We start from the raw sequence: 19,743 nt of genomic DNA, 5'->3' as shown, positions 1-19,743 counted from the left end.
ATAGTTCGGCGATTGCTCCAAAAGTACCTTGTCAAAGAGGTATTACGCGGGTGTAAACGGGTGCCGCGCCGGGGGTGTGAGCCCGCCCGCACCGGGGGCCGGTGCGGGCGGGGGCCGTGGGCCGCTCCCGGTCAGGGAGCGGTGGAGACGCCCGCGTCGTCGAAGGTGGCGACGTCGCGCAGGACACGCGCCGCGCTCTGGAGCAGCGGCAGGGCCAGCAGCGCTCCGGAGCCCTCGCCCAGGCGCATCTCCAGGTCGACCAGGGGGCGCAGCCCCAGGTGCTCCAGGGCCAGGCTGTGGCCGGGCTCACTGGAGCGGTGTCCGGCGAAGCAGACGCCGAGGGCCTCCGGGGAGATCGCGGCGGCGGCCAGGGCCGCCGATCCGGCGATGACCCCGTCCAGCAGGACGGGGACGCGCAGGGCCGCGCCGCCGAGCACGAACCCCGCGAGGGCGGCGTGCTCCAGGCCGCCCAGGGCGGCCAGGGTGCCGATGGGGTCGGCCGGGTCGACGGGGTTCGCGGCCAGGGCGCGGCGCACCACGTCGACCTTGTGGGCGTAGACGGCGTCGTCCACGCCGGTGCCCCGTCCGGTGGCGTGCGCCGGATCGGCTCCGGTGAAGGCGCACACCAGGGCGGCGGCCGGGGTGGTGTTGGCGATGCCCATGTCGCCGGTGACCAGGCAGCGGTTGCCCGCGGAGACCAGGTCGCGGGCGACCTCGATGCCTCCCTCCAGGGCCTGGAGGACCTGCTCGCGGGTGAGCGCGGGCCCCTGCGTGAGGTCGGCGGTGCCGTGCGCGACCTTGCGGGCCAACAGGCCGGGGGCGCTGGGCAGGTCCGCGGCCACGCCGACGTCCACGACGGTGACCTCGGCACCGACCTGGGCGGCGAAGGCGTTGACGACGGCGCCGCCCTCCAGGAAGTTGTGCACCATCTGGGCGGTGACCTCCTGGGGCCAGGGGGTCACCCCCTGGGCGTGCACTCCGTGGTCGCCCGCGAACACGGCGACGGCGGCCGGTTCGGGGATCGGCGGCGGGCACTGCCCGGAGATCCCGGCCAGCTGGACCGAGACCTCCTCCAGGAAGCCGAGGGAGCCGGGCGGCTTGGTCATCCGGTCCTGGCGGTCTCTGGCCTCCTCCATCGCGCGGGTGTCCAGCGCTCCGACGGCGGTGATGGTCTCCTCCAGCAGGCTCGTGGGTTCCTGGCCGGGCAGACCGCGGCGGCCGTAGCGGTCGTGGTGCACCGCCCAGGACAGGGGGCGTTCCCTGGCCCAGCCGGAGAGGCTGAGCTCGGACTCGGTGGGGAACTCCTCCACGTAGCCGACGCACAGGTAGGCGGCCACGTCCAGGTGGGCGGGGAGTTCGAGGGCGCGGGCGACGTCGCGCTCGTCGACGAAGGTGAGCCAGCCGACGCCCAGACCCTCGGCGCGCGCGGCGATCCACAGGTTCTCCACGGCGAGCGCGGCGGCGTGGTCGGCGCTCAGGGGGCGGGCGTGGCGGCCCCGGGCGTGCCGGCCTCCCCGTGTGGGGTCGACGGTGACGGCGATGTTCAGGGGCGCGTCGAGGACGGCCTCGGCCTTGAGTCCGGCGAAGGCGCGGGCGCGGACGCCCGGCGCCGCGTGCGCGTGGTCCTCGCGCTCGGCCGCGGCGAGGCCGCCCACGCGGGCGCGCAGGTCGGGGTCCTCGATGACCAGGAAGTCCCAGGGCTGGACGTCGCCGACGCTGGGGGCCTGGTGGGCGGCTTCCAGGACGCGGGTGAGCACGTCGTGGGGCACGGGGTCCGACCGGAAGCCCGTCCGGACGTCGCGGCGTTCGCGGATGGCCCGGTAGACGGCGGCACGTTCGGCCTCGCCGTAGGCGTGGACGGAGCCGCTGCCGGCCCGCTCGGGGGCCGCCGCGGGCTCGGGGGCGGGGGCGGCGTGGACCGGAGGCCCGGTGGGCCTCGGCAGGGGCGCGGCTGGTTCGTGTGCGTGCATGCTCTGCTCCGGCTCGGTGGTCGCGGAGTGCTCGTCCGCGCGTCCGTGGTCTGTGGTCGGTGCCCCGGGGCTCCCGGTCTCCGCCTCCTGCCGGTCGGCGGTGGACCCGGTCGGGCTGACGGCCCGGGCAGGGAACGCGGGTGCGGGGACCGCCGGGCGGGCGGGCACCGCGGTGTTCATGGGTGCGGCGGGGCGGGCGGGAACCGGAGGATGGGCGGGTGCCGCCCGGTGCCCGGGAGTCGCGGGACGGGCGGGTGTGGCCGCGCGGGCGGGCACCGTGCCGCTCACGGGCACCGCGGGGCGGGCGGGCGTAGCGGTGCGCACGGGTGCTGCCTCATGCGCGGGCGCCGACTCATGCGCGGATACGGCCTCATGCGCGGGTGCCCCCGCCTTCGCGAGCGCCGCAGCCCTCGCCAGCGCCGCCGCGTTCGCGAGCGCCATCGAGGGCCCCGGGGCGGCGGGAGGTTCCGGGTCGGCGGAGCCACCGGGCTCCGCCGGATCCCCGGCCTCGGCGGAGGGCACGGCCTGCTCGGAGCTCTCGGAGGCCGGGTGCGGCTCGGCTCCCGGGCTGGCCTCCTCGGTCCCGGTGGTGTGCTCACCGCCTCGGAAGGGGATGACGTTGGGCCGGTGCGGCGGCCCGCTGGGCGGCGCGTCCGCCGCGGGCTCGACCGCTGGTTCGGCCTCGGGCCGCGGGACCGGAGGGACGTCCAGGGGAAGCGCGCCGTAGGGCGAGGCCGGGGCGGAGGGGGCCCTTGGCCCGGGGTCGGCCGGTGCGGGGGGCCGCTTCCGCTGCCGGAACGGGTTGGCCGAGCCCGCGGAGCCGCGAGGGGACTGGGCCGGGGTGCCGCGTCCGCTCTCGGGCAGCCCGTCGAGCAGGCCGCCGAGGCGGGGGCCGGCTCCGGGGGAGGATCTGCCGCCCTTCCCGCGGGACGGTTCGGCTCCGCCCTCCTCGCCGCGCCGGGCGTCCTCGCGGTCGTCTCTGGTCATGATCGCTCCACGCAAGAGGTGTTGTGACGGGCCCGTTTCCGCCTTGTCCGGCATAGACCGGTAAGCGTAGTCCGCCGTTTCCGCGCCGATCGCACGGGTCCTCGGAACCCGGGGCGGCCGGTACCGACTCGGCCGCCGGGGCTCCCAAGTCACCACCAACTGTGCCAGAGACCGCGTGGGCGCGCGCTGGCCCCCGCGGCCGTCCGCGCGCACGGCCGACCGCGGAGCGGCTCCTCACCGGGCGAGCAGCTCCCCCAGCGCGCCCGTCAGGACCCGGTGGACGGCGGGTTCGCGGACCGCCACCCGGAGCCACTCCGGCCCGAGGCCGGGGAAGGTGTCACCGCGCCGGACCGCGATCCCCCGTTCCCTGAGGCGGGCCCGCAACCGATCCGCTTCCGGGTCCGTGACCAGCAGGAACGAGGCCCGTGCCCCCGGGACCACCCGCAGGCCCAGGTTCCGCAGGCCCTCGGCGAGGTCGTCGCGGTGGGCGGCCAGGGACACCGCCCAGGCGTCGGCCTCGGCGAGGGCCTCCCGCGTACAGCACGCTTCCATCGCGACCAGGGCGGGTGTGGACACCGACCACAGGGGCTGGGCCCCGGAGAGCCGGGCCACCAGGTCGGGTGCGGCGAGCAGGTACCCGGCGCGCAGCCCGGCCAGGGACCAGGTCTTGGTGAGGCTGCGCACCACCACCAGGCCCGGCAGTTCCCCTCGGGAGGCCAACGACTCCGGCTCACCGGGAACGCAGTCGGCGAAGGCCTCGTCCACGACCAGTACGCGTCCGGGGCGGGCCAGCCCGGCCAGGACCGCGCCGGGGTGGAGCACGGAGGTCGGGTTGGTCGGATTGCCCACCACGACCAGATCGGCGTCCTCGGGGACCAGTCCGGGGTCGAGCGTGAAGTCCGGTTCCAGCAGCACCCGGTCCACGGCGTGCCCGGCAGCGCGCAGGGCGGCCTCGGGCTCGGTGAACTGGGGGTGCACGACGACCGCCCGCCGGGGGCTCAGGACCCGCGCCAGGAGGACGAAGGCCTCGGCCGCCCCGGCGGTGAGCAGGACCTCGCCCGCCTCCCGTCCGTGGCGCCGGGCGACCGCCTCCCGCGCGCGGGAGGGATCGGGGTAGGCGCCCAGGCTGGTCAGCGACTCGGCGAGGAGCCGCCCCAGCCAGGCGGGCGGCGTCCGGCCCCGCACGTTGACGGCCAGGTCGAGCAGTCCGCCGCCGACCTCTGCGTCACCGTGGTGGCGCAGGTCGTGACCCGCGTCCATGTACTCCCCCACCCCGTATGTTCCTTTCTTCACAGGAAAAACATCGCACCATACGGCATCACCAGCCTTGCCTGATAACAGGGGGTGCCTTGGCCAGATATTCGGACGTGTCTTCAGTGGCGTGGCTCACGGTGCTGTGCCAGGGTGTCCGCGTTCCCACCCCCAGGGCCTTCCCCCACCCGACCCGAGAGAACGGACACACGATGCGAAGGCGTACTCTCCTGGCCGGTGCCACCGCGGCCGCGGGCCTGACCGCGCTGGGCACCGCGCTCCCCTCCCCCCGCACCGCCCTGGCCGACGGTGGCGGTGGCGGTGGTGACCGCACGGTCCCCCGAGTGCTGGCGGAACCCTCCGCTTCGCCCGGACTCGTCCGCCCCGACCTGCGCTTCGACATGGTGGCCGTCACCGGTGACCCCGGAGAGGCCCACGCGGCGGTCCGCTTCGAGACCGCCGGCGGCCTGGGCTCCTGGAACCCGGTGCACCTGCACACCGGGGGCCGCGACGACCGGCACCCGGTCGCGGCCGCGCTGGTGCGCGCACCCGAGGGCGCCACCGGGTACGAGGTGCGTTCGAGGGGGGAGACCGCCGCCGTGAACCTGCACGACGGAGAGGGACTGCGTTTCGGCGGTCCCGCGCAGGCGTCGCTGTCCGCGGAGACCTCCGGCACCCTGCGCGGCCGGACCAGCGTCCCGTTCCGCACCCGCGCCGGCTGGGGCGCCGACGAGTCCTGGCGCTTCGACGACCAGGGCGACGACCTGTGGGAGGCGGAGTTCCACCCCGTGCAGGCGCTGACCGTGCACCACACCGCGATGCCGACCGGGGAGGACCACGCGGCGGACGTGCGGGCGGTGTACTACCTGCACGCGGTGCAGCAGGCGTGGGGTGACATCGGCTACCACCTGCTCATCGACCCCGACGGGGTGGTCTACGAGGGCCGCCACTCGGGCGAGGACGGCGTGCCGGTCCTCTCCGGGATCCCGCGGCCGGGGCGGGCCGAGTCGGTGACCGCCGGGCACGCCTACGGGTTCAACCAGGGCAACGTGGGCGTGTGCCTGCTCGGGGACTTCACCGACGAACTGCCCACCCAGGCGGCTCAGGACTCCCTGGTCGACGTGCTGCGCGTGCTGTGCGCGGTGACCGGCGTGGACCCGGCCGGGCGGATCGAGTACGTCAACCCGGGCACGGGCGTGGTCACTCCGGGCGACGCGATCTCCCGGCACCGGGACTGGCTGGAGACCGAGTGCCCGGGCAACGCCTTCTCCGAGGTGTTCGACAGCGCGGTCCGCCAGCGCGTCATCGCGGGCCTGGCCTAGACGGCCGCGGTAGGAGTGCCCGCCGGAGCCGTGAACCGCACGCGGCCCTCGGCCGCGCCGGCGGGTGCTTCCCTGGTCGGGACGGTACCGCCCTCCCCTCGGGCACACGCGGAGAACACGGGTGCCGTACTCCGGGACTGCGCGTATCGTGAGCGCACTCCGACCCGAGGGGAGAGGCGTGACCACCACGCACGACAGACCGATACTGCCGTCAGTGATCCTGGAGACCGAGCGCCTGCGGCTGCGTCCGTTCGTCGAGGGCGACATCGACGACGTGCACGCGTCCTGCACCGACGCCGAACTCCAGCGCTGGCTCCCCCTCCCCCTGCCCGGGGTGCCCTACACCCGGGAGGAGGCCGAGCGGTGGTGCTGCGAGGTCGCCCCCGCCCTGCGCACCTGCGGTGAGGGCCAGCAGTGGGCCATGGTGGAGAGGAAGACCAAGCGGCTCGTGGGCTCGGTGGGCCTGGTGCGTGTCGTATGGGCGGCGATGACCACCGAGGTCGGGTACTGGGTCTCGCCCTGGGGCCGCGGCCTCGGGTACGCGACGGAGGCCGCCGTGGCCGTCTCCCGCTGGGCGCTGGACCAGGGCTTCCAGCGGGTGGAGATCAAGGCCGCCACCGGCAACACCGGGTCGCGCCGGGTCGCGGAGCGGTCGGGGTTCAGTTTGGAGGGCGTCGAACGCAGCGCGATGCCGCTGCACGAGGGCCGCACCGACCTGGCGGTGTACAGCCTGCTCCCCACCGACCTGGGCTGACCGGCGAGCCCCGGCCCCGCCGGGCAGCCGGGCGGGGCCGCACCGTCCCCGGGCCGCGGTCGCGGAGCGGCCCGGGGAGCGGCCCCGAGCGCGTCCGGCGGCTTCCGCCCGCCCGGACAGGCGCCACCGGGCACGCGCCGCGTGCGCGGTGTCACCGGGGAGCGGCGAAGGGGGAGACGGGCGCGCACGCGGCGCGGGGCGCGCGGCGTCCGCCGGGGTTCGGTGGGGAGAGCGGCGGGTGGCCCGGAAACCGCCCCCGAACACGTCCTACCCCCACACGCGGGAGAGCAGCCACCTGCCGGTGACCGTGTCGTGGCGCAGTTCGTACACCCCCTGGGACTGGGCCGTGCCCGCCTCCACCCGCCAGTGCCTGCGTTCGGGTGTCTGGGACTCACGCGCCGGTGTCCAGTCCATGCGCAGCGTGACCCAGTGTTCGAGGATCCTGCGCACTCCGTACACCCTGCCGTTCCACACGAACCGGGCCGGGCGTCCGTCGTCCTCGACGACGGTCACCTCCGCCCCGTAGTACCGTCCCACGACACTTCCCCTCAGCATCATCCGCCTCCTGTCAGTCCCGGCACACGCCACCGGGACACCCACCCGTGGGGAAGACGCGGCCAGGTGTTCGAACGTGTGTTCTAACACTAGCGAAAACCGGTGCCTTCGGGGAACTGTTTCGGCACGAGAGGCATCCCCCTGGATGACCACGTGGCCACCACACCCGTACCCGGCGCTTTCGCCGCCGGCCGGTACGCTGGACGGCTCGCCCCCGGAAACCGTGAGGTCCCCTCTCCGTGATGTCGAACAGTGGCAGACCCCTCCGCTCCGGGAACCCCCGTGGCCCGGACGGCCACCGCTTCCCGAGCCGCCCGGTGCGTGGCGGCACGGGCACCGTCCGCCTCACCGAGGACTCCTCGGGGAGCCGCGTCGCGCCCGGAGCCATCCGCCCCGACTGACACGGTGCGCCCGCGCGCCGCCCCCGAACACCCCCGCCACGGGCCCGGACCCCGCGTCCGCTGGGCCCGAAGGGCCAGCCAGTCCAGAACGTGCCAGCGTGTCGGCATCGGTACGCTGTCAGCGCGTACTCCACGATTCATGTGAGGGACCCCCAACTGTGACGTCGAACGGGCACAAGAGCGGCAAACCCCTGCGTGTGGGGGACCCGAGCGAACTCGACGGCTACCGCATCGTGAGCCGTCTCGGCCGGGGCGGCATGGGCACCGTCTACCTCGCCAGGGACGCCTCCGACCGGCCCGTCGCAGTGAAGCTCATCCACCCCGACCTGGCCGACGACGAGTCCTTCCGGCTGCGCTTCGCCCGCGAGGTCGAGGCCGCGCGCCGCGTGGCCCGCTTCTCCACCGCGGGGGTGATCGACGCCCGGCTGGAGGGCGAGCCCCTCTTCATCGTCTCGGAGTACGTGCCGGGCCCCAACCTGGACGAGGCGGTCCGCGCGGACGGCTCGATGGCGGGCGGCACCCTGGAGGGCCTGGCCATGGGCGTGGCCGCGGCGCTCACCGCCATCCACGGGTCCGGGATCATCCACCGCGACCTCAAACCCGCGAACGTGCTGCTCTCCCCGGTCGGCCCGAAGGTCATCGACTTCGGCATCGCCCGCGCCCTGGACGACGCCGCGGACGCGGTCACCCGCTCCAGCCAGCTCATGGGCACCCCCTCGTACATGGCCCCGGAGCTGATCCTGGGCCAGCGGGCCACCGCGGCCGCCGACATCTTCGCGTGGGGCTGCCTGGTGGCCTTCGCCGGAACCGGCACCGCCCCCTTCGACGCCGCCACGGTGCCCGCCGTCCTGCACAACATCTCCTCCGCTCCGCCGCGTCTGGACGGCCTGGACACGGACCTGTACGACCTGGTCAACGCGGCACTGGACAAGAACCCGGCCAACCGGCCCACCTCCAAGCAGCTCCTGGCCCGGCTGACCGGCCAGGAGGAACCGCGGGAGGCCGAGGTGGAGCGCACGATCAGCACCTCGTGGGCCCCGCCGAGCAGTTCCCCCGTCCCGGGGCAGCCGCCGCAGGACACCGGGGCACGGGAAGGCGGACCCACGTCGAACCAGGCGCCGGGCGAGCCGCAGCAGACCCCGAGCGGGCCGCGGCAGGCGGGCGGGCAGCACCCGGACAGCGGACAGCAGCAGGGCGCGGCGGCTCCGGAGAGCGGCCGGACCTTCCAGGCGCAGCCCGCACACGCGCAGCCCACGCGGCACAACCCCTACGCGCGGCCCACGCAGGTCCAGCACCCGGTACAGCCGCCTCCCCCGGTCCAGCGGACCCCTGTGGAGCAGCAGCACGGCAACCCGGGCGTCCCGCCCCCGGGTCCCCAGCCGGGCACGGGGTACGGCGGGCACCCGCCCCAGGGCCAGCCCCCGCTCCACGGCCAGCAGGTTCCCGGCCACCACGCCAACTCCGGCGGTCAGGTCCCCCCGCCGCACCGGGCGCACGGCGGCTACGCGTCTCCGCCGCAGGGCCAGCCCGCCTTCACCGCCTACTCCGGTTCCGGCGGCCCGGGAAACCCCGGTGGCCCCGGTGGAGCGGGCCAGCCTCCCGGGAGGTCCGGCGGCGCACCGCGCGGCCGCAGGCGGATGGTGGTGGTCGGCGCGGCCGCGGGGGCGGTCGTCCTGGTGGCCGCCGTGGGTGCGACGGTCCTGCTCAACAGCGGCCAGGCGATCCCGGAGAACACCGTCTCGATCCACAACCCCGACTTCAGCTCCGACCCCGGCTGGGTCAGCAACACCTACGAGGCCGGGGAGTCCGACGGCTACTGGGCCGCCAAGGAGGGCGTCCTGCTCTCACTCGAACCCGACAGCCAGCCCAGCCGCGGCGAGGTCGTGAGGCTGGAGCAGGAGCAGGAACTGCCCGCGAGCGTCCTGGTCAGCAGCAGCGTGTACGCGGTCACGGGCCCCGAGCAGTCCATGTTCGGCGTGCGCTGCTGGGACAACGACGGCGAGGACGGCCGCAGCCAGTACGAGGCCCTGCTGCGCTACGACGGCCAGGGCGCGTCGATCCGCCGGATGAGCGAGACCGAGGGTGACAGCGTCCTCGTGGAGACCACCGACGTGCCCGGGTACGCGCCCTACCCGCTCCACGACGAGTCGTTGCGCGAGGAGTACGGCATCACCGGCAGCCCCTTCGACTTCGACCACGAGAACATCCCCACCAACACCGTCACGCTGTCCTGCCGCTTCGACGAGGCCGAGGACACCATGGAGCTGTCCATGTGGGTCAACGAGGAGCACGTCCTGACCACCGTGGACGGCGCTCCCCTTCCCGATGACGCCGAGGAGCCGCAGGACCGCCGCAGGGTCGGCCTCGTGACCCGGCAGGGACCGAGCAACCAGCCGTTCGCTGCGTTCTTCACCGACTTCTCCCTGCACCGGATCATCGAGGAGGGCCGGTCGGAGTAGGCGGGCCGACCCTCCGTGGCCGTTCCGGCTCCGGGCTGACATGATGCCGGGAACCGACACGGAAGGAACAGTGGACCCATGCGTGCCATCGTGATCGAGGAGAACGGCGGGCCCGAGGTACTGCGGCTGGCCGAGAGGGACGACCCGGCGCCCGGCCCCGGGGAGGTCCTGATCGACGTCGAGGCCCGCGGGGTCAACTTCATCGACATCTACCAGCGCAGCGGCCTGTACGACGTCCCTCTCCCCTACGTCCCTGGCATGGAGGGCGCGGGCGTGGTGGCCGCCGTCGGCGACGGCGTCACCGACCTGTCCGCGGGGCAGCGGGTCGGCTGGGCGATGGCCCCCGGCGCGTACGCCGAGCGTGCCGTGGTCAAGGCGTCGCTGGTCGTCCCCGTCCCGGACGCGGTCTCCGCCGAGCAGGCCGCCGCCCTGCTGCTCCAGGGCATGACCGCCCACTACCTCGTCCGCTCGGTGTACCCGGTGGCCGAGGGCGACACCGTGCTGGTGCACGCGGCCGCGGGCGGTACCGGCCTGCTGGTGACCCAGCTGGCCAAGGAGCGCGGCGCGCGCGTCATCGGCACCGTGTCCACCGAGGAGAAGGAGCGCATCGCCCGGGAGGCGGGCGCGGACGAGGTGGTCCGCTACACCGAGACCCCCGTGGCCGAGGCGGTGCGCGACCTCACCGGCGGCGAGGGGGTGGCAGCGGTCTACGACGGCGTCGGCCGGGACACCTTCGACGCCAGCCTGGCCTCACTGCGCCCGCGCGGCGTGCTGGCGCTGTTCGGGCAGTCCTCGGGAGAGGTCGCCCCGGTGGACCCGCAGCGGCTCAACTCCGCCGGTTCGGTGTACCTGACCAGGCCCTCGCTGGCCTACTTCGTGGCCGACCGCGCGGAGCTCCTGGGCCGGGCCGGCGACCTGTTCGCGCTGGTTGGTGACGGCCGTCTGGACGTGCGGATCGGCGGACGCTACCCGCTTTCCGACGCGGGGCGCGCCCAGAGCGACCTGGCCTCGCGCCGGACCACCGGCAAGCTCCTGCTGGTCTGAACCGGGCGGCCGCGGGCCGAACACACGGAGGGGGGAGGGAGGTCGGCCCCTCCACTCCCCCCGCAGGTCCCACACGGCCTAGTCCTCCTCGCGCGGCCCGGGCGGCCGGGAGCCGCCGAGGGCCGACCCGGCCCGCCGGACGTCGTCGCGGGCGTCGGCCACCGCGCGTTCGGCGGCCTCGGCCGCGTCCATGGCCGCCTGCGCCGAAGAGGACCGGGTGGGATCGGGCGCCGTGAGCTGCGCGGGCCCCTGGGGCTGGGCGTCCCCGTCCTCCTTCTCCGTGGAGGGAACCGTCGAGGCGTTGCCCGCGAAGGCGTGGCTGACGTTCTTGACGGCCTCGGTGAGCTCACCGGGGATGACCCAGAAGGTGTTGCCGTCGCCCTCGGCCAGGGACGGCAGGGTCTCCAGGTACTTGTAGGCGAGCACCTTGGCGTCGGCGTTGTTGGCGTGCACCGCCTGGAACACGCGCTCGATCGCCTTGGCCTCGCCGTCGGCGCGCAGGATGGCCGCCTGCTGGTCGCCCTGGGCCTCCAGGATGGCCTGCTGACGGGCGCCCTCCGCCTTGAGGATGCGCGCCTGGCGCTCACCCTCGGCGTGGAGGATGGCCGCGCGCTTGTCGCGGTCGGCCCGCATCTGCTTCTCCATCGCCTCCTTGATGGTGGGCGGCGGGTCGATGGCCTTGATCTCCACGCGGTTGACGCGGATGCCCCACTTGCCGGTGGTCTCGTCCAGGACCCCGCGCAGGCGGGTGTTGATCTCCTCTCGGGAGGTGAGGGTCTTCTCCAGGTCCATGGAGCCGATGACGTTGCGCAGCGTGGTGACGGTGAGCTGGTCGATGGCCTGGATGTAGTTGGCGACCTCGTAGGCCGCGGCCCGGGGATCGGTGACCTGGTAGTACAGCACGGTGTCGATGTTGACGACCAGGTTGTCCTCGGTGATCACCGGCTGCGGGCGCGAGGTGAACACCTGCTCGCGCAGGTCGAACTTGGAGTTGACGCGGTCCACGCCCGGGATGAGGAAGTTCAGGCCGGGGTTGAGGGTGCGGATGTAGCGGCCGAAGCGCTCGATGTTGTACGCCCTGGCCTGCGGGACGATGCGGATCGCCGCCAGGGCGACGGCAACGACGACGACCGCGAGGATGATGAGGGCGATGGTGGGTTCCATGTGCTGCACCTGGCCTAGGTCTGGGACGTGGCTGTGGCGGGGTTCAGGGCAGTGCTTCGCGCGGGTAGACCACGGCTGTGGCCCCGTCGATCTCCATGACGTCGACGCGTGTGCCCACCGGGATGACGAGGTCCTCGTCGATGCAGCGCGCGGACCACTCCTCCCCGGAGAGCTTGATCCTGCCCCGGTCGGCGTCGACCTCCTGGAGGACGACCGCGGAGCGTCCGACGAGCGCCTGGGCGCCCGATCTGACGGCGGGACCGCCCCTGAGCTGGCGTCGCATGATCGGCCGCACGAGGTAGATCCCGGCCGCCGCGGTGGCGGTGAACCCGATGATCTGTACGGCCACCGGAAGCCCGATGGCGCCGAGGAGGGCGGCGACCAGCGCCGCGACCGCCAGGAGGCCCAGTACGAACGTGAGGGTGAAGACCTCGACGACCCCCAGGCCCACGGCGAGGATGAGCCAGATCAACCAGGCTTCCATGTTCCTGCGACCCTCCCGTTCATGTTCGGGTATTCCTTACGCTACCCATACAGACCCGGCGAAGCACGCGATCCGGCTCCAGTGTTCCCCGGCCGTGACACACGGACGCGGCCCCCGCTGGCACCCGCTCAGGGCCACCGTGGGCCGCGTCCGCTCCGCCCGTCCTACCGTCCGCCGGAGAACTGGTAGACGAGCTGGTACGTGGGCCGGTTCTGCCACGCGATCGGCCACATGTTGATGCCGCCGACCGCCTGGTGGATCACCGTGTCCGCGCACAGCTGGTCGCCCGGGTCGCAGTGCCCGTCGCCGGGGTAGACCTCCCCGGCGGGGGTGTCCGCGGCCTGGGCCAGGCTGTCCAGCAGCACCGTACGGCAGGCGTCCGGGTCGCCGCCACCGCAGTAGGCCCCGCCCAGTCCGCCGTCCACCTCCTGACCGAGCACCGTGCGCAGGTCCTTGTCCACGTAGGACCACCAGCCGTACTGGAACGCCGAACCCCGGTGGGGCTGTGCCTGGTTGACGCTTCCGGGCTCGCCTCCTCCGATGGAGCCCGAGGGCGACTCGTCGGTCTGCACGGCCCTGGTGAGCTGGGTGTAGAGGTCTCCGCCCAACCCCGGCTCGAACTGGGCGCGGACCAGCAGCGGCCACCAGGCGTCCAGTGTGCGGATGGCGTCGGCGTGGGAGTAGTACCCGGCGTCGCGGAAGGGTTCGCGGCGCAGGGACCCGGACTCGTGCCAGAGCCGCAGCTCCTCCACGGCCGCGGCCAGTTCGGGGTCGTCCACGGCCTCGGTGCCGATCACCTCCAGCAGGAGCGGGAGGACCTCCTGGGCGCGCAGGTCGGCGACCCCGGCCTCCATCATCACCCGGGTCAGGCTGGCGGTGGTGAACGCGTGCCCGTCGGCGATCAGCGCGGAGACGCGACCGTCGAGCAGGTCGCCGCGGTGCACCGATCCGGTGGCCCAGCCGGAGGTGTAGCCCTGGGCGGGCTTGTTGTTCCAGTTGACGATGTAGTCGGGGTTGATCGCCTGCGGGTGGTCCTCCTGCGGGTGGTAGTCGGCGCCGTTGGTGTCGGGGTCCCAGCCGGACCAGCCCGCGTCGGAGTAGGCGTCGACGGGCAGGTTGGGGTTGGTGCCCTCGGTCCGGACCGGGTTGGCCCCGGAGTTGACGAAGGCGATGTCCTCGTCGTCGACGTAGTGCCAGTTGAAGGCGTAGCCGATGTCCTCTGCCGCGTCCGTGAAGGACTCCGCCGAGGTGATCTCGCCGGGGTCGTTGAAGCGCTGGAATCCGATGATGGAGTCGACCTCGCGCATGTAGGTGGAGCGCCGCGTCGTGAACGCGACGGGCTCGCCGTCCACGGTCGCGAAGGAGTGCACCAGACCGAACTCCGAGCGCAGGGAGGTCAGCGTGTAGCCGCCCTTCGGCGTGCCGTCGGCGATGGTGGGCGACCACTCGTTGGTGACGCTCAGCTCCTCGAAGGGCACGCAGTCGCCGGCGGTGTCCACGTAGGCGCGCGACCCGGTGGTGGGCGCGGACCCGTCGGTCTCGCACAGCTCGACGGCGAAGGTGTCGGTGACGTCCTGGCCCGCCGAGGTGGCGCTCCAGGCGTAGTCGACGCCGCGCCCCATCTGGACGTAGAAGCTCACGCCCGCGAAGGACGCGCCGCGCGCGCTGATGCCGGGGCCCTGAAGCTCCTGGAGCATGAGCAGCTGCGGGGAGAAGTAGCCGGTCTGGGGGCCCATCACGGCCACGGGGTTGCCGCTCTCGGTGTGCTCGCCCGAGACGAGCAGGGCGTTGGACATGCCGCGGGGGTCGGTGAAGCCCTCGGGCAGGACGCCGTCGTTGAACACGCCCTCCACCGCGGACAGGTCCCCCTCCTCGATCATCCGCTCCAGCTCGTCACGCTGTTCCTGGGACAGGTCCTCGACCGCGGGCGCCTCGGCTCCCGCCTCGGGCTCCTCCACCGTGCTCGCCAGCGGGGCGGGCTGCTCGGCGGTCTCACCGCTGAGCGCGGAACCGTGCTCGTCGTGGACGATGTCGTAGGGCTCGACCGAGCCGGGGTCGGGCACGGCCTCGCCGACCGGGTCCTCGGGGGTGCCGCTGTAGGGGAACTCGCCCTCGACGCTGACCACGGCCTCGGGGTCGTTCTCCATCCGCCAGGCGCGGTACAGCTCGGCACCCTCCTCGGCTCCGTAGCGGTCCCGGAAGTTGGCGAGCACGACGGCCGCCTGGACCTCGCCGCCGCCACCGCCGCCGAAGATGCCGCCGACCATGGCGGCGATGCCGACGACGTCGGTGGGGGTGAAGGGCTCGATCTCCCCGGCGTTGGTGATGGCGTCCTTGTGTCCGGTCAGGACGTACTCACCGGGGAAGTCGCGGTCGTCGTCGGCCTCCTCGATGTAGGCGTTGACGCCCTCCAGGTAGGCGTCGACGTCGACGAGGGCCTGCTCACCGCGCTCTCCGCTGGCGGCGACCCGGTCGATCTGCGCCTGCTTGTCCTCCTCGGTGTAGGGGGCGCTGCGCCACAGGTCCTGTTCCAGCCCGCGGTTGCCCTCGGCCCCTCCGGCGAAGGAGGTGAGTTCGCCGCGGCCGACCCGACGCAGCACGTCCATGAGGAAGAGGCGGTCCTCGGCGGCGGCGTACCCGGCGCCGAACATGGTGCCCTCGCGGGTGGTGCCCTCGACGTGCGGAATGCCGTGGTCGGCGTCGCGGGTGATGGTGACGTCGTCGCGCGGCTGGTACCGGCGCCCCACGTCGTCGGAGTCGACCCCGAATCCGGCGTCGAGGAAGAAGTCGTCCAGCCCATCCTCCGTGAGTCCGTCGTAGTGGTGGACGAGGTTGTCGTACATGTCCAGCTGGCTGGAGGCGTGCTGCGGCCGGGTGCCGAAGACCTGGTGGCCGAGGATCTCGACGAGTGTGGCGCTGCCGTTCTGGCCGGGGGGAAGGATGTCGCGGCATCCCCCGGGGGCGCAGTAGTCGGGTTCCGGTTCGGCGAGGGCCTGGGGGGCCGCGGGCAGGGCGGCGACCGTGGCCGCGGCCACCGCGAGGGCGGTACCCGAGGCGCCGGCGCGTAGCCGTCGTCTGAGCGAGGGGAACAAGAGCTGTCACCACCTGGGGGTGCGGGCGATGGGTGAGCGCATGCTACGCACGAGTAGGGAAATCGCGAAAGAGATTCACGTTTTGGTGGGCAAAGAGGACCCCGTACCAGAAAACCGGTGGGTTTGGAGTGACCGGCGCCACAAGCAGCCCGGATTCCGAAGGGCGGACCGGAGGGGGGTCGGCACGGGAACCGGGTCGTGGCCACATCCGGCCACGACCTTGGGGCGGAGCCCTGCCTGGGCCACCGGCACGACTGGGGCGGGCGCGGGAACGGGACGGCACAGGCGAGGCAGGGTCGGAAACGGGACGGCACAGCTGGAACGGGCCCGGGAGGGGCGGCGCAGACGGAACGGACGTGGAGGCGGATTGGCACCGGTACCGGAGAAGTGGTTCTCGCTCTCCCCGCCCTTTGACACAATCGCGGCATGAGCGAGTACCCCAATTCCCGCCCGGGGGAACCGTGGTGGCACGAGCCCCACGACGAGACCCCCGGCTGGGGCCTTCCCCCGCAGCAGCACGGCGGGGCCCTGGAGCCCTACGGCTCCCCCACCGGGGGCTACCAGCCCGCCGTCCCCCAGCCCCAGGCCGGGGGCGACGTCCCCCTCGGCACCATCGGCGAGATCGCGTTCTCCCAGCACACCGTGATGACCCCCGTCGGGCGCTTCCCGATCAGGGGAACGGTGTGGACGGTGAACGACATGAGCCGCACCGAGCGGAGCACGCCCACCTGGGCGGTCATCGTGGCCATCCTGGTCTTCTGGTGGACCTGTCTGCTCGGGCTGCTCTTCCTCCTCGTCAAGGAGCAGAGGACCACCGGGCACGTACAGGTCACCGTCCAGGGGCACGACAAGCACTACAGCACGACGATCATGGTGACCCACCCGGGCATGGTGGGCCAGATCCACCAACAGGTGAACTACGCGCGCAACCTGGCCTGAGCCGGGTCCGCACCCGGCGCCACCCGGGACGACCGACAGACAGTTCCCGGGGGCTGCGTCCGCGGCCCCCGGGGGGCTCCCCCGTGACGGGCCGTCGGGAAGCGGGGCCGCGCGGCACCTGTCGGCGAACGGCCCGCCACCGCGCGCGGCCGCCCGCCGCGTCGCACGGCCTCCCGTCCGAGGTGCCCCCTGGCCGCACACGAGGCACCCCGACCGCATCCGAGGTGTTCACCGGCGCTCACGTGCGCGCTGCCGGGCCACCGCCGCGGCCACGGCCAGGGCACCCAGGTGGACCGCCCGGGCGAGGCGGACCGCGCGGCGGATGTCGTCGACCCCGGCCCGGGGCCCGTCGCCCATCGCGGGGCGGCGTTCCTCACGCCCCCCGTAGACGTTGGCGCCGCCCAGGGTCCTGCCGAGTGCGCCCGCGAACGCGGCCTCGCACTGCCCCGCGTTCGGACTGGGGTGCCGGTCGCCGTCACGCCGCCACACGCGCCACGCCCCGCGCACGTCGCCGCCGACCACGGGCGCGGCCAGGACCGTCAGGACCGCGGTCAGCCGGGCCGGGCCCCACCCGGCGAGGTCGTCCAGCCGCGCCGAGGCGGAACCGAACCTCTCGTAGCGCTCGTCTCGGTGGCCGACCATGGCGTCGAGGGTGTTGACGGCGCGGAAGCCCGCCAGGCCCGCCACCCCGCCCAGGGCTCCCCAGACCAGGGGACCGACCACGGCGTCGGAGGTGTTCTCGGCGACCGACTCGACCACCGCCCGGGCGACTCCCGCCTCGTCGAGCCGGGAGGGGTCCCTGCCGCACAGGTTCGGCAGGAGTTCTCTGGCCCGGGCGAGGTCGCCGTCCTCCAGGGCCCCGGCGATCCGCTCGGCCTCCCGGCACAGCATGCTGCCGCCGAGCACGGCCCATGTCGTCGCCGCCGTCGCCGCACCGCCCCGCACCACGGAACCCGCGGCCACCACGGGAAGCACGGCCCCGGCCGCGAACAGGGCGCCACGCGCCCGCGAGTCCCCGTAGACGCGCCGTTCCCACCATCCCGCGGCACGCCCGTACAGGGCGACCGGATGTCCCCTACGCGGATCGGGCACCGCCTTGTCGAGCAGGAAACCCGCCACCAGTCCCAGAGATCGCACCCGACCACGGTAGCCGCGTCAAGGAAGTCCCCCGCAACTCCCAAACCACGGCAAACCATGTTTGTCTCTCTGGGTAATAACACATACACAAAGAGCAATAAAAGGCTAGCCGTAAGGAGCCCCCGCATGCTGACCGCGCTGGCCGTACTGATGGTCTGCGCAGGTCAGTGGTGGATGTTCTGACTGTCCGTCCCACGTTGGGCGTCGGGACTTCGCGAAACGCCCGGGGTACAGCACCGCACCAGGAGTTAATCACCGGTAACGTGGTGCGCGAGGCCCATAGCGACCGATTTGGTGGAGCGCGCGTGGTAACGAGAGGCAACTACGAATCACCGTAGTTGATGAGGCTTTGCCCACCTGTGGGCGACATCGGACGAATACCCTAGAATGTCTGCCCGGGACGCCACCGGCACCACGACACGGGCCCTCCCGACCGTAGGCCCGCCGACCGGCCCCCACCCCGCCTCCGGCACGCAGCACCCTCCCGCGACCACGTGTCACAACGTGGTCAAGACCTGCCATGGCGGGCGACAATTGAATCGAGCACCCGTAGCTCAGTGGATAGAGCACCGGACTTCTAATCCGATGGTCGCAGGTTCGAATCCTGCCGGGTGCGCCACAAAACCCCAGTTCAGACGGGGTGCGCGAGTCGAACAGGCGAGGCACAGAGGCCGGATCCGGGCCTGAAATGCTCCTCGTGTGCTCCCCAGTGCAGGGTCCAGTACAGGTGGGCGCCCACCTCGCGGAGCACTTTGCCTGCACGTGACCTTGCGGGCCTGGACCAGGACGGCCCGGCGTGCGCCCACCAGCGACCCACAGCCGCCCCGACACCGTCGCGTGGGCATGTCGACGCCGGTCACGCCCTGCCGCCCCACCGGCCGCATACGGCCGATTCAGCCGGAACCCCTTACCCCACCGGGCATGACACGCCACAATCAGATGGCAAAACCACGGCGAGACGGATCCAGAAGATCCCCAACACCACAGGCCCGAAACCCACCGCCTCCGCCACTCCAGTCTCCCCTGTCGACCAAGGAAAGCCGAACACGCGTGGAACCCCTCGGCCCCAATGACCCCACCCATATCGGCCGCTACCGGCTCACCCACCTCCTCGGCAGCGGAGGCATGGGAAAGGTCTACCTCGCTCGCACCAACTCAGGCCGCAAGATCGTCGTCAAGGTCATCCGCGCCGACCACGCCAACAAAGACGAGTACCGCACCCGCTTCGCACGCGAAGTAGCTGCCGCCCGCAAGGTCGGCGGGTTCTACACAGCACAGGTCGTGGCCGCCGACACCGACGCCAACGAACCCTGGATCGCCAGCGACTACATCCCCGGCCCTTCCCTCCACCAAGCCATCACCGAACACGGTCCCCTCCCCGAAAGCTCCCTGCGCGTCCTAGCCCTGGGGCTCGCCGAAGGACTGACGACCATCCACGAACACGGTTTGGTGCACCGCGACCTCAAACCCGCCAACATCATCCTGGCCGACAACGGACCACGCATCATCGACTTCGGCATCTCCCGCCCCACCGAGGACACACGTATCACCCACACCGGCGCCCTCATGGGCACCCCCGCCTACATGGCACCCGAACAGGCCGAAGGCGAACGCCCCGAACCCGCCGCCGACGTCTTCAGCCTGGGCACCGTGCTGTACTTCGCCGCGACCGGCACCAACCCCTTCCAAGCCCGCACGGTCATGGCCACCCTGCGCCTGCTCATCGGCCCCACCCCGGCCATCTCCGGGCAGGTGCCCGGGGAACTGCACGACCTGATCACCCGCTGCTGGAACCACAGCCCCACCGAACGTCCATCCCTGACCGAGATCATCGACACCCTCGCCACTATCGGCACCGACCCGGATCACCCCTGGCCTGGACACCCACCCGAGACCACGCTGAGCACCGAAGTCCTGAACGACCAGTTCAAGACATTCAAGTCGCTCTACGACCAGGGCAGGTACAGCTCGGCTCTCCCCGGCTTCGAACAACTTCTCCCCCAACAGCGACTGACCCTCGGCCCCGACCACCCCGACACCCTCGCAACCCGCTTCTTCATTGCGAAATGTCTGGGCAAAACCGGAAACCCGCAAGCCGCGCTCGACGCCTACCAAAAACTCCTCCCCGACGATGTTCGTGTCAACGGCCCCGACCACCCCGGCACCCTCACCACACGCAACCAA

13 protein-coding genes and 1 tRNA gene are annotated in these 19,743 nt (G+C 72.9%); 7 read left to right on the top strand and 7 right to left on the bottom strand.

Features of this window, described 5'->3' with window-relative positions; translation table 11 throughout:
• Positions 1 to 131 precede the first annotated feature (131 nt).
• Both cobT and cobC read right to left on the bottom strand, forming a co-directional pair.
• Complete coding sequence (gene cobT / locus HGB44_RS28405) at positions 132 to 2,957, bottom strand: nicotinate-nucleotide--dimethylbenzimidazole phosphoribosyltransferase (RefSeq protein ID WP_061083124.1); 2,826 nt, start codon at positions 2,955 to 2,957, stop codon at positions 132 to 134.
• A 234-nt stretch (positions 2,958 to 3,191) separates the two neighbouring features.
• On the bottom strand, positions 3,192 to 4,217 hold the full coding sequence (gene cobC, locus HGB44_RS28400; RefSeq protein WP_061083135.1) for an Rv2231c family pyridoxal phosphate-dependent protein CobC: 1,026 nt from the start codon (positions 4,215 to 4,217) through the stop codon (positions 3,192 to 3,194).
• 203 nt (positions 4,218 to 4,420) lie between these two features.
• Here cobC and HGB44_RS28395 point away from each other — a divergent pair, with 203 nt between their 5' ends.
• Complete coding sequence (locus tag HGB44_RS28395) at positions 4,421 to 5,530, top strand: peptidoglycan recognition protein family protein (protein WP_061083125.1); 1,110 nt, start codon at positions 4,421 to 4,423, stop codon at positions 5,528 to 5,530.
• A 178-nt stretch (positions 5,531 to 5,708) separates the two neighbouring features.
• Positions 5,709 to 6,284, top strand: a complete 576-nt coding sequence (locus HGB44_RS28390; protein WP_061083126.1) for a GNAT family N-acetyltransferase — start codon at positions 5,709 to 5,711, stop codon at positions 6,282 to 6,284.
• 267 nt (positions 6,285 to 6,551) lie between these two features.
• Here the strand turns inward: HGB44_RS28390 and HGB44_RS28385 are convergent, their stop codons facing one another.
• A complete protein-coding gene (locus HGB44_RS28385) occupies positions 6,552 to 6,842 on the bottom strand; it encodes a DUF6504 family protein (protein WP_061083127.1) in 291 nt (96 codons plus the stop codon).
• 556 nt (positions 6,843 to 7,398) lie between these two features.
• Between HGB44_RS28385 and HGB44_RS28380 the strand changes: the two genes are divergently transcribed.
• Positions 7,399 to 9,699 carry a serine/threonine protein kinase gene (locus tag HGB44_RS28380; protein ID WP_061083128.1) on the top strand — a complete coding sequence of 767 codons (2,301 nt, stop codon included), beginning with the start codon at positions 7,399 to 7,401 and terminating at the stop codon, positions 9,697 to 9,699.
• 78 nt (positions 9,700 to 9,777) lie between these two features.
• Positions 9,778 to 10,743: a quinone oxidoreductase family protein gene (locus tag HGB44_RS28375; RefSeq protein ID WP_061083129.1), complete on the top strand. Its 966-nt coding sequence runs from the start codon at positions 9,778 to 9,780 to the stop codon at positions 10,741 to 10,743.
• 78 nt (positions 10,744 to 10,821) lie between these two features.
• Here HGB44_RS28375 and HGB44_RS28370 read toward each other — a convergent pair whose 3' ends face one another.
• The 3 genes from HGB44_RS28370 to HGB44_RS28360 all read right to left on the bottom strand — a co-directional run bounded on the left by HGB44_RS28370 (position 10,822) and on the right by HGB44_RS28360 (position 15,483).
• Positions 10,822 to 11,907: an SPFH domain-containing protein gene (locus HGB44_RS28370; RefSeq protein ID WP_061083130.1), complete on the bottom strand. Its 1,086-nt coding sequence runs from the start codon at positions 11,905 to 11,907 to the stop codon at positions 10,822 to 10,824.
• A 43-nt stretch (positions 11,908 to 11,950) separates the two neighbouring features.
• Positions 11,951 to 12,391, bottom strand: coding sequence for an NfeD family protein (locus HGB44_RS28365; protein WP_061083131.1), 441 nt, complete (start codon positions 12,389 to 12,391; stop codon positions 11,951 to 11,953).
• A gap of 164 nt (positions 12,392 to 12,555) precedes the next feature.
• Positions 12,556 to 15,483, bottom strand: coding sequence for a penicillin acylase family protein (locus HGB44_RS28360; RefSeq protein WP_061083132.1), 2,928 nt, complete (start codon positions 15,481 to 15,483; stop codon positions 12,556 to 12,558).
• 426 nt (positions 15,484 to 15,909) lie between these two features.
• Between HGB44_RS28360 and HGB44_RS28355 the strand changes: the two genes are divergently transcribed.
• The gene (locus HGB44_RS28355; protein ID WP_061083133.1) at positions 15,910 to 16,422 is read left to right on the top strand and encodes a hypothetical protein; all 513 of its coding nucleotides are present in this window, start codon (positions 15,910 to 15,912) and stop codon (positions 16,420 to 16,422) included.
• A gap of 228 nt (positions 16,423 to 16,650) precedes the next feature.
• Here HGB44_RS28355 and HGB44_RS28350 read toward each other — a convergent pair whose 3' ends face one another.
• Positions 16,651 to 17,559, bottom strand: coding sequence for a cobalamin biosynthesis protein (locus HGB44_RS28350; protein ID WP_082768604.1), 909 nt, complete (start codon positions 17,557 to 17,559; stop codon positions 16,651 to 16,653).
• 543 nt (positions 17,560 to 18,102) lie between these two features.
• On the opposite strand from HGB44_RS28350, the gene HGB44_RS28345 reads away from it, so the two are divergent.
• Both HGB44_RS28345 and HGB44_RS28340 read left to right on the top strand, forming a co-directional pair.
• Positions 18,103 to 18,178 (top strand) — tRNA-Arg (locus HGB44_RS28345).
• 431 nt (positions 18,179 to 18,609) lie between these two features.
• Positions 18,610 to 19,743: serine/threonine-protein kinase (locus HGB44_RS28340; protein WP_168444186.1), on the top strand; the 1,134-nt coding region annotated here is incomplete at its 3' end.

It is taken from the genome of Nocardiopsis alborubida, assembly GCF_012396365.1.
Classification (GTDB): Bacteria; Actinomycetota; Actinomycetes; order Streptosporangiales; family Streptosporangiaceae; genus Nocardiopsis; species Nocardiopsis alborubida.
The sequence above is the reverse complement of the archived record's forward strand: the minus strand, read 5'-3'. Positions and strand labels throughout refer to the sequence as shown.

Bases quoted from the DNA above. Each gene is read 5' to 3' on its own strand.
- cobT (WP_061083124.1), bottom strand. From the start codon at position 2,957: ATGACCAGAGACGACCGCGAGGACGCCCGGCGCGGCGAGGAGGGCGGA.
- cobC (WP_061083135.1), bottom strand. From the start codon at position 4,217: ATGGACGCGGGTCACGACCTGCGCCACCACGGTGACGCAGAGGTCGGC.
- HGB44_RS28395 (WP_061083125.1), top strand. From the start codon at position 4,421: ATGCGAAGGCGTACTCTCCTGGCCGGTGCCACCGCGGCCGCGGGCCTG.
- HGB44_RS28385 (WP_061083127.1), bottom strand. From the start codon at position 6,842: ATGATGCTGAGGGGAAGTGTCGTGGGACGGTACTACGGGGCGGAGGTG.
- HGB44_RS28375 (WP_061083129.1), top strand. From the start codon at position 9,778: ATGCGTGCCATCGTGATCGAGGAGAACGGCGGGCCCGAGGTACTGCGG.
- HGB44_RS28370 (WP_061083130.1), bottom strand. From the start codon at position 11,907: ATGGAACCCACCATCGCCCTCATCATCCTCGCGGTCGTCGTCGTTGCC.
- HGB44_RS28365 (WP_061083131.1), bottom strand. From the start codon at position 12,391: ATGGAAGCCTGGTTGATCTGGCTCATCCTCGCCGTGGGCCTGGGGGTC.
- HGB44_RS28355 (WP_061083133.1), top strand. From the start codon at position 15,910: ATGAGCGAGTACCCCAATTCCCGCCCGGGGGAACCGTGGTGGCACGAG.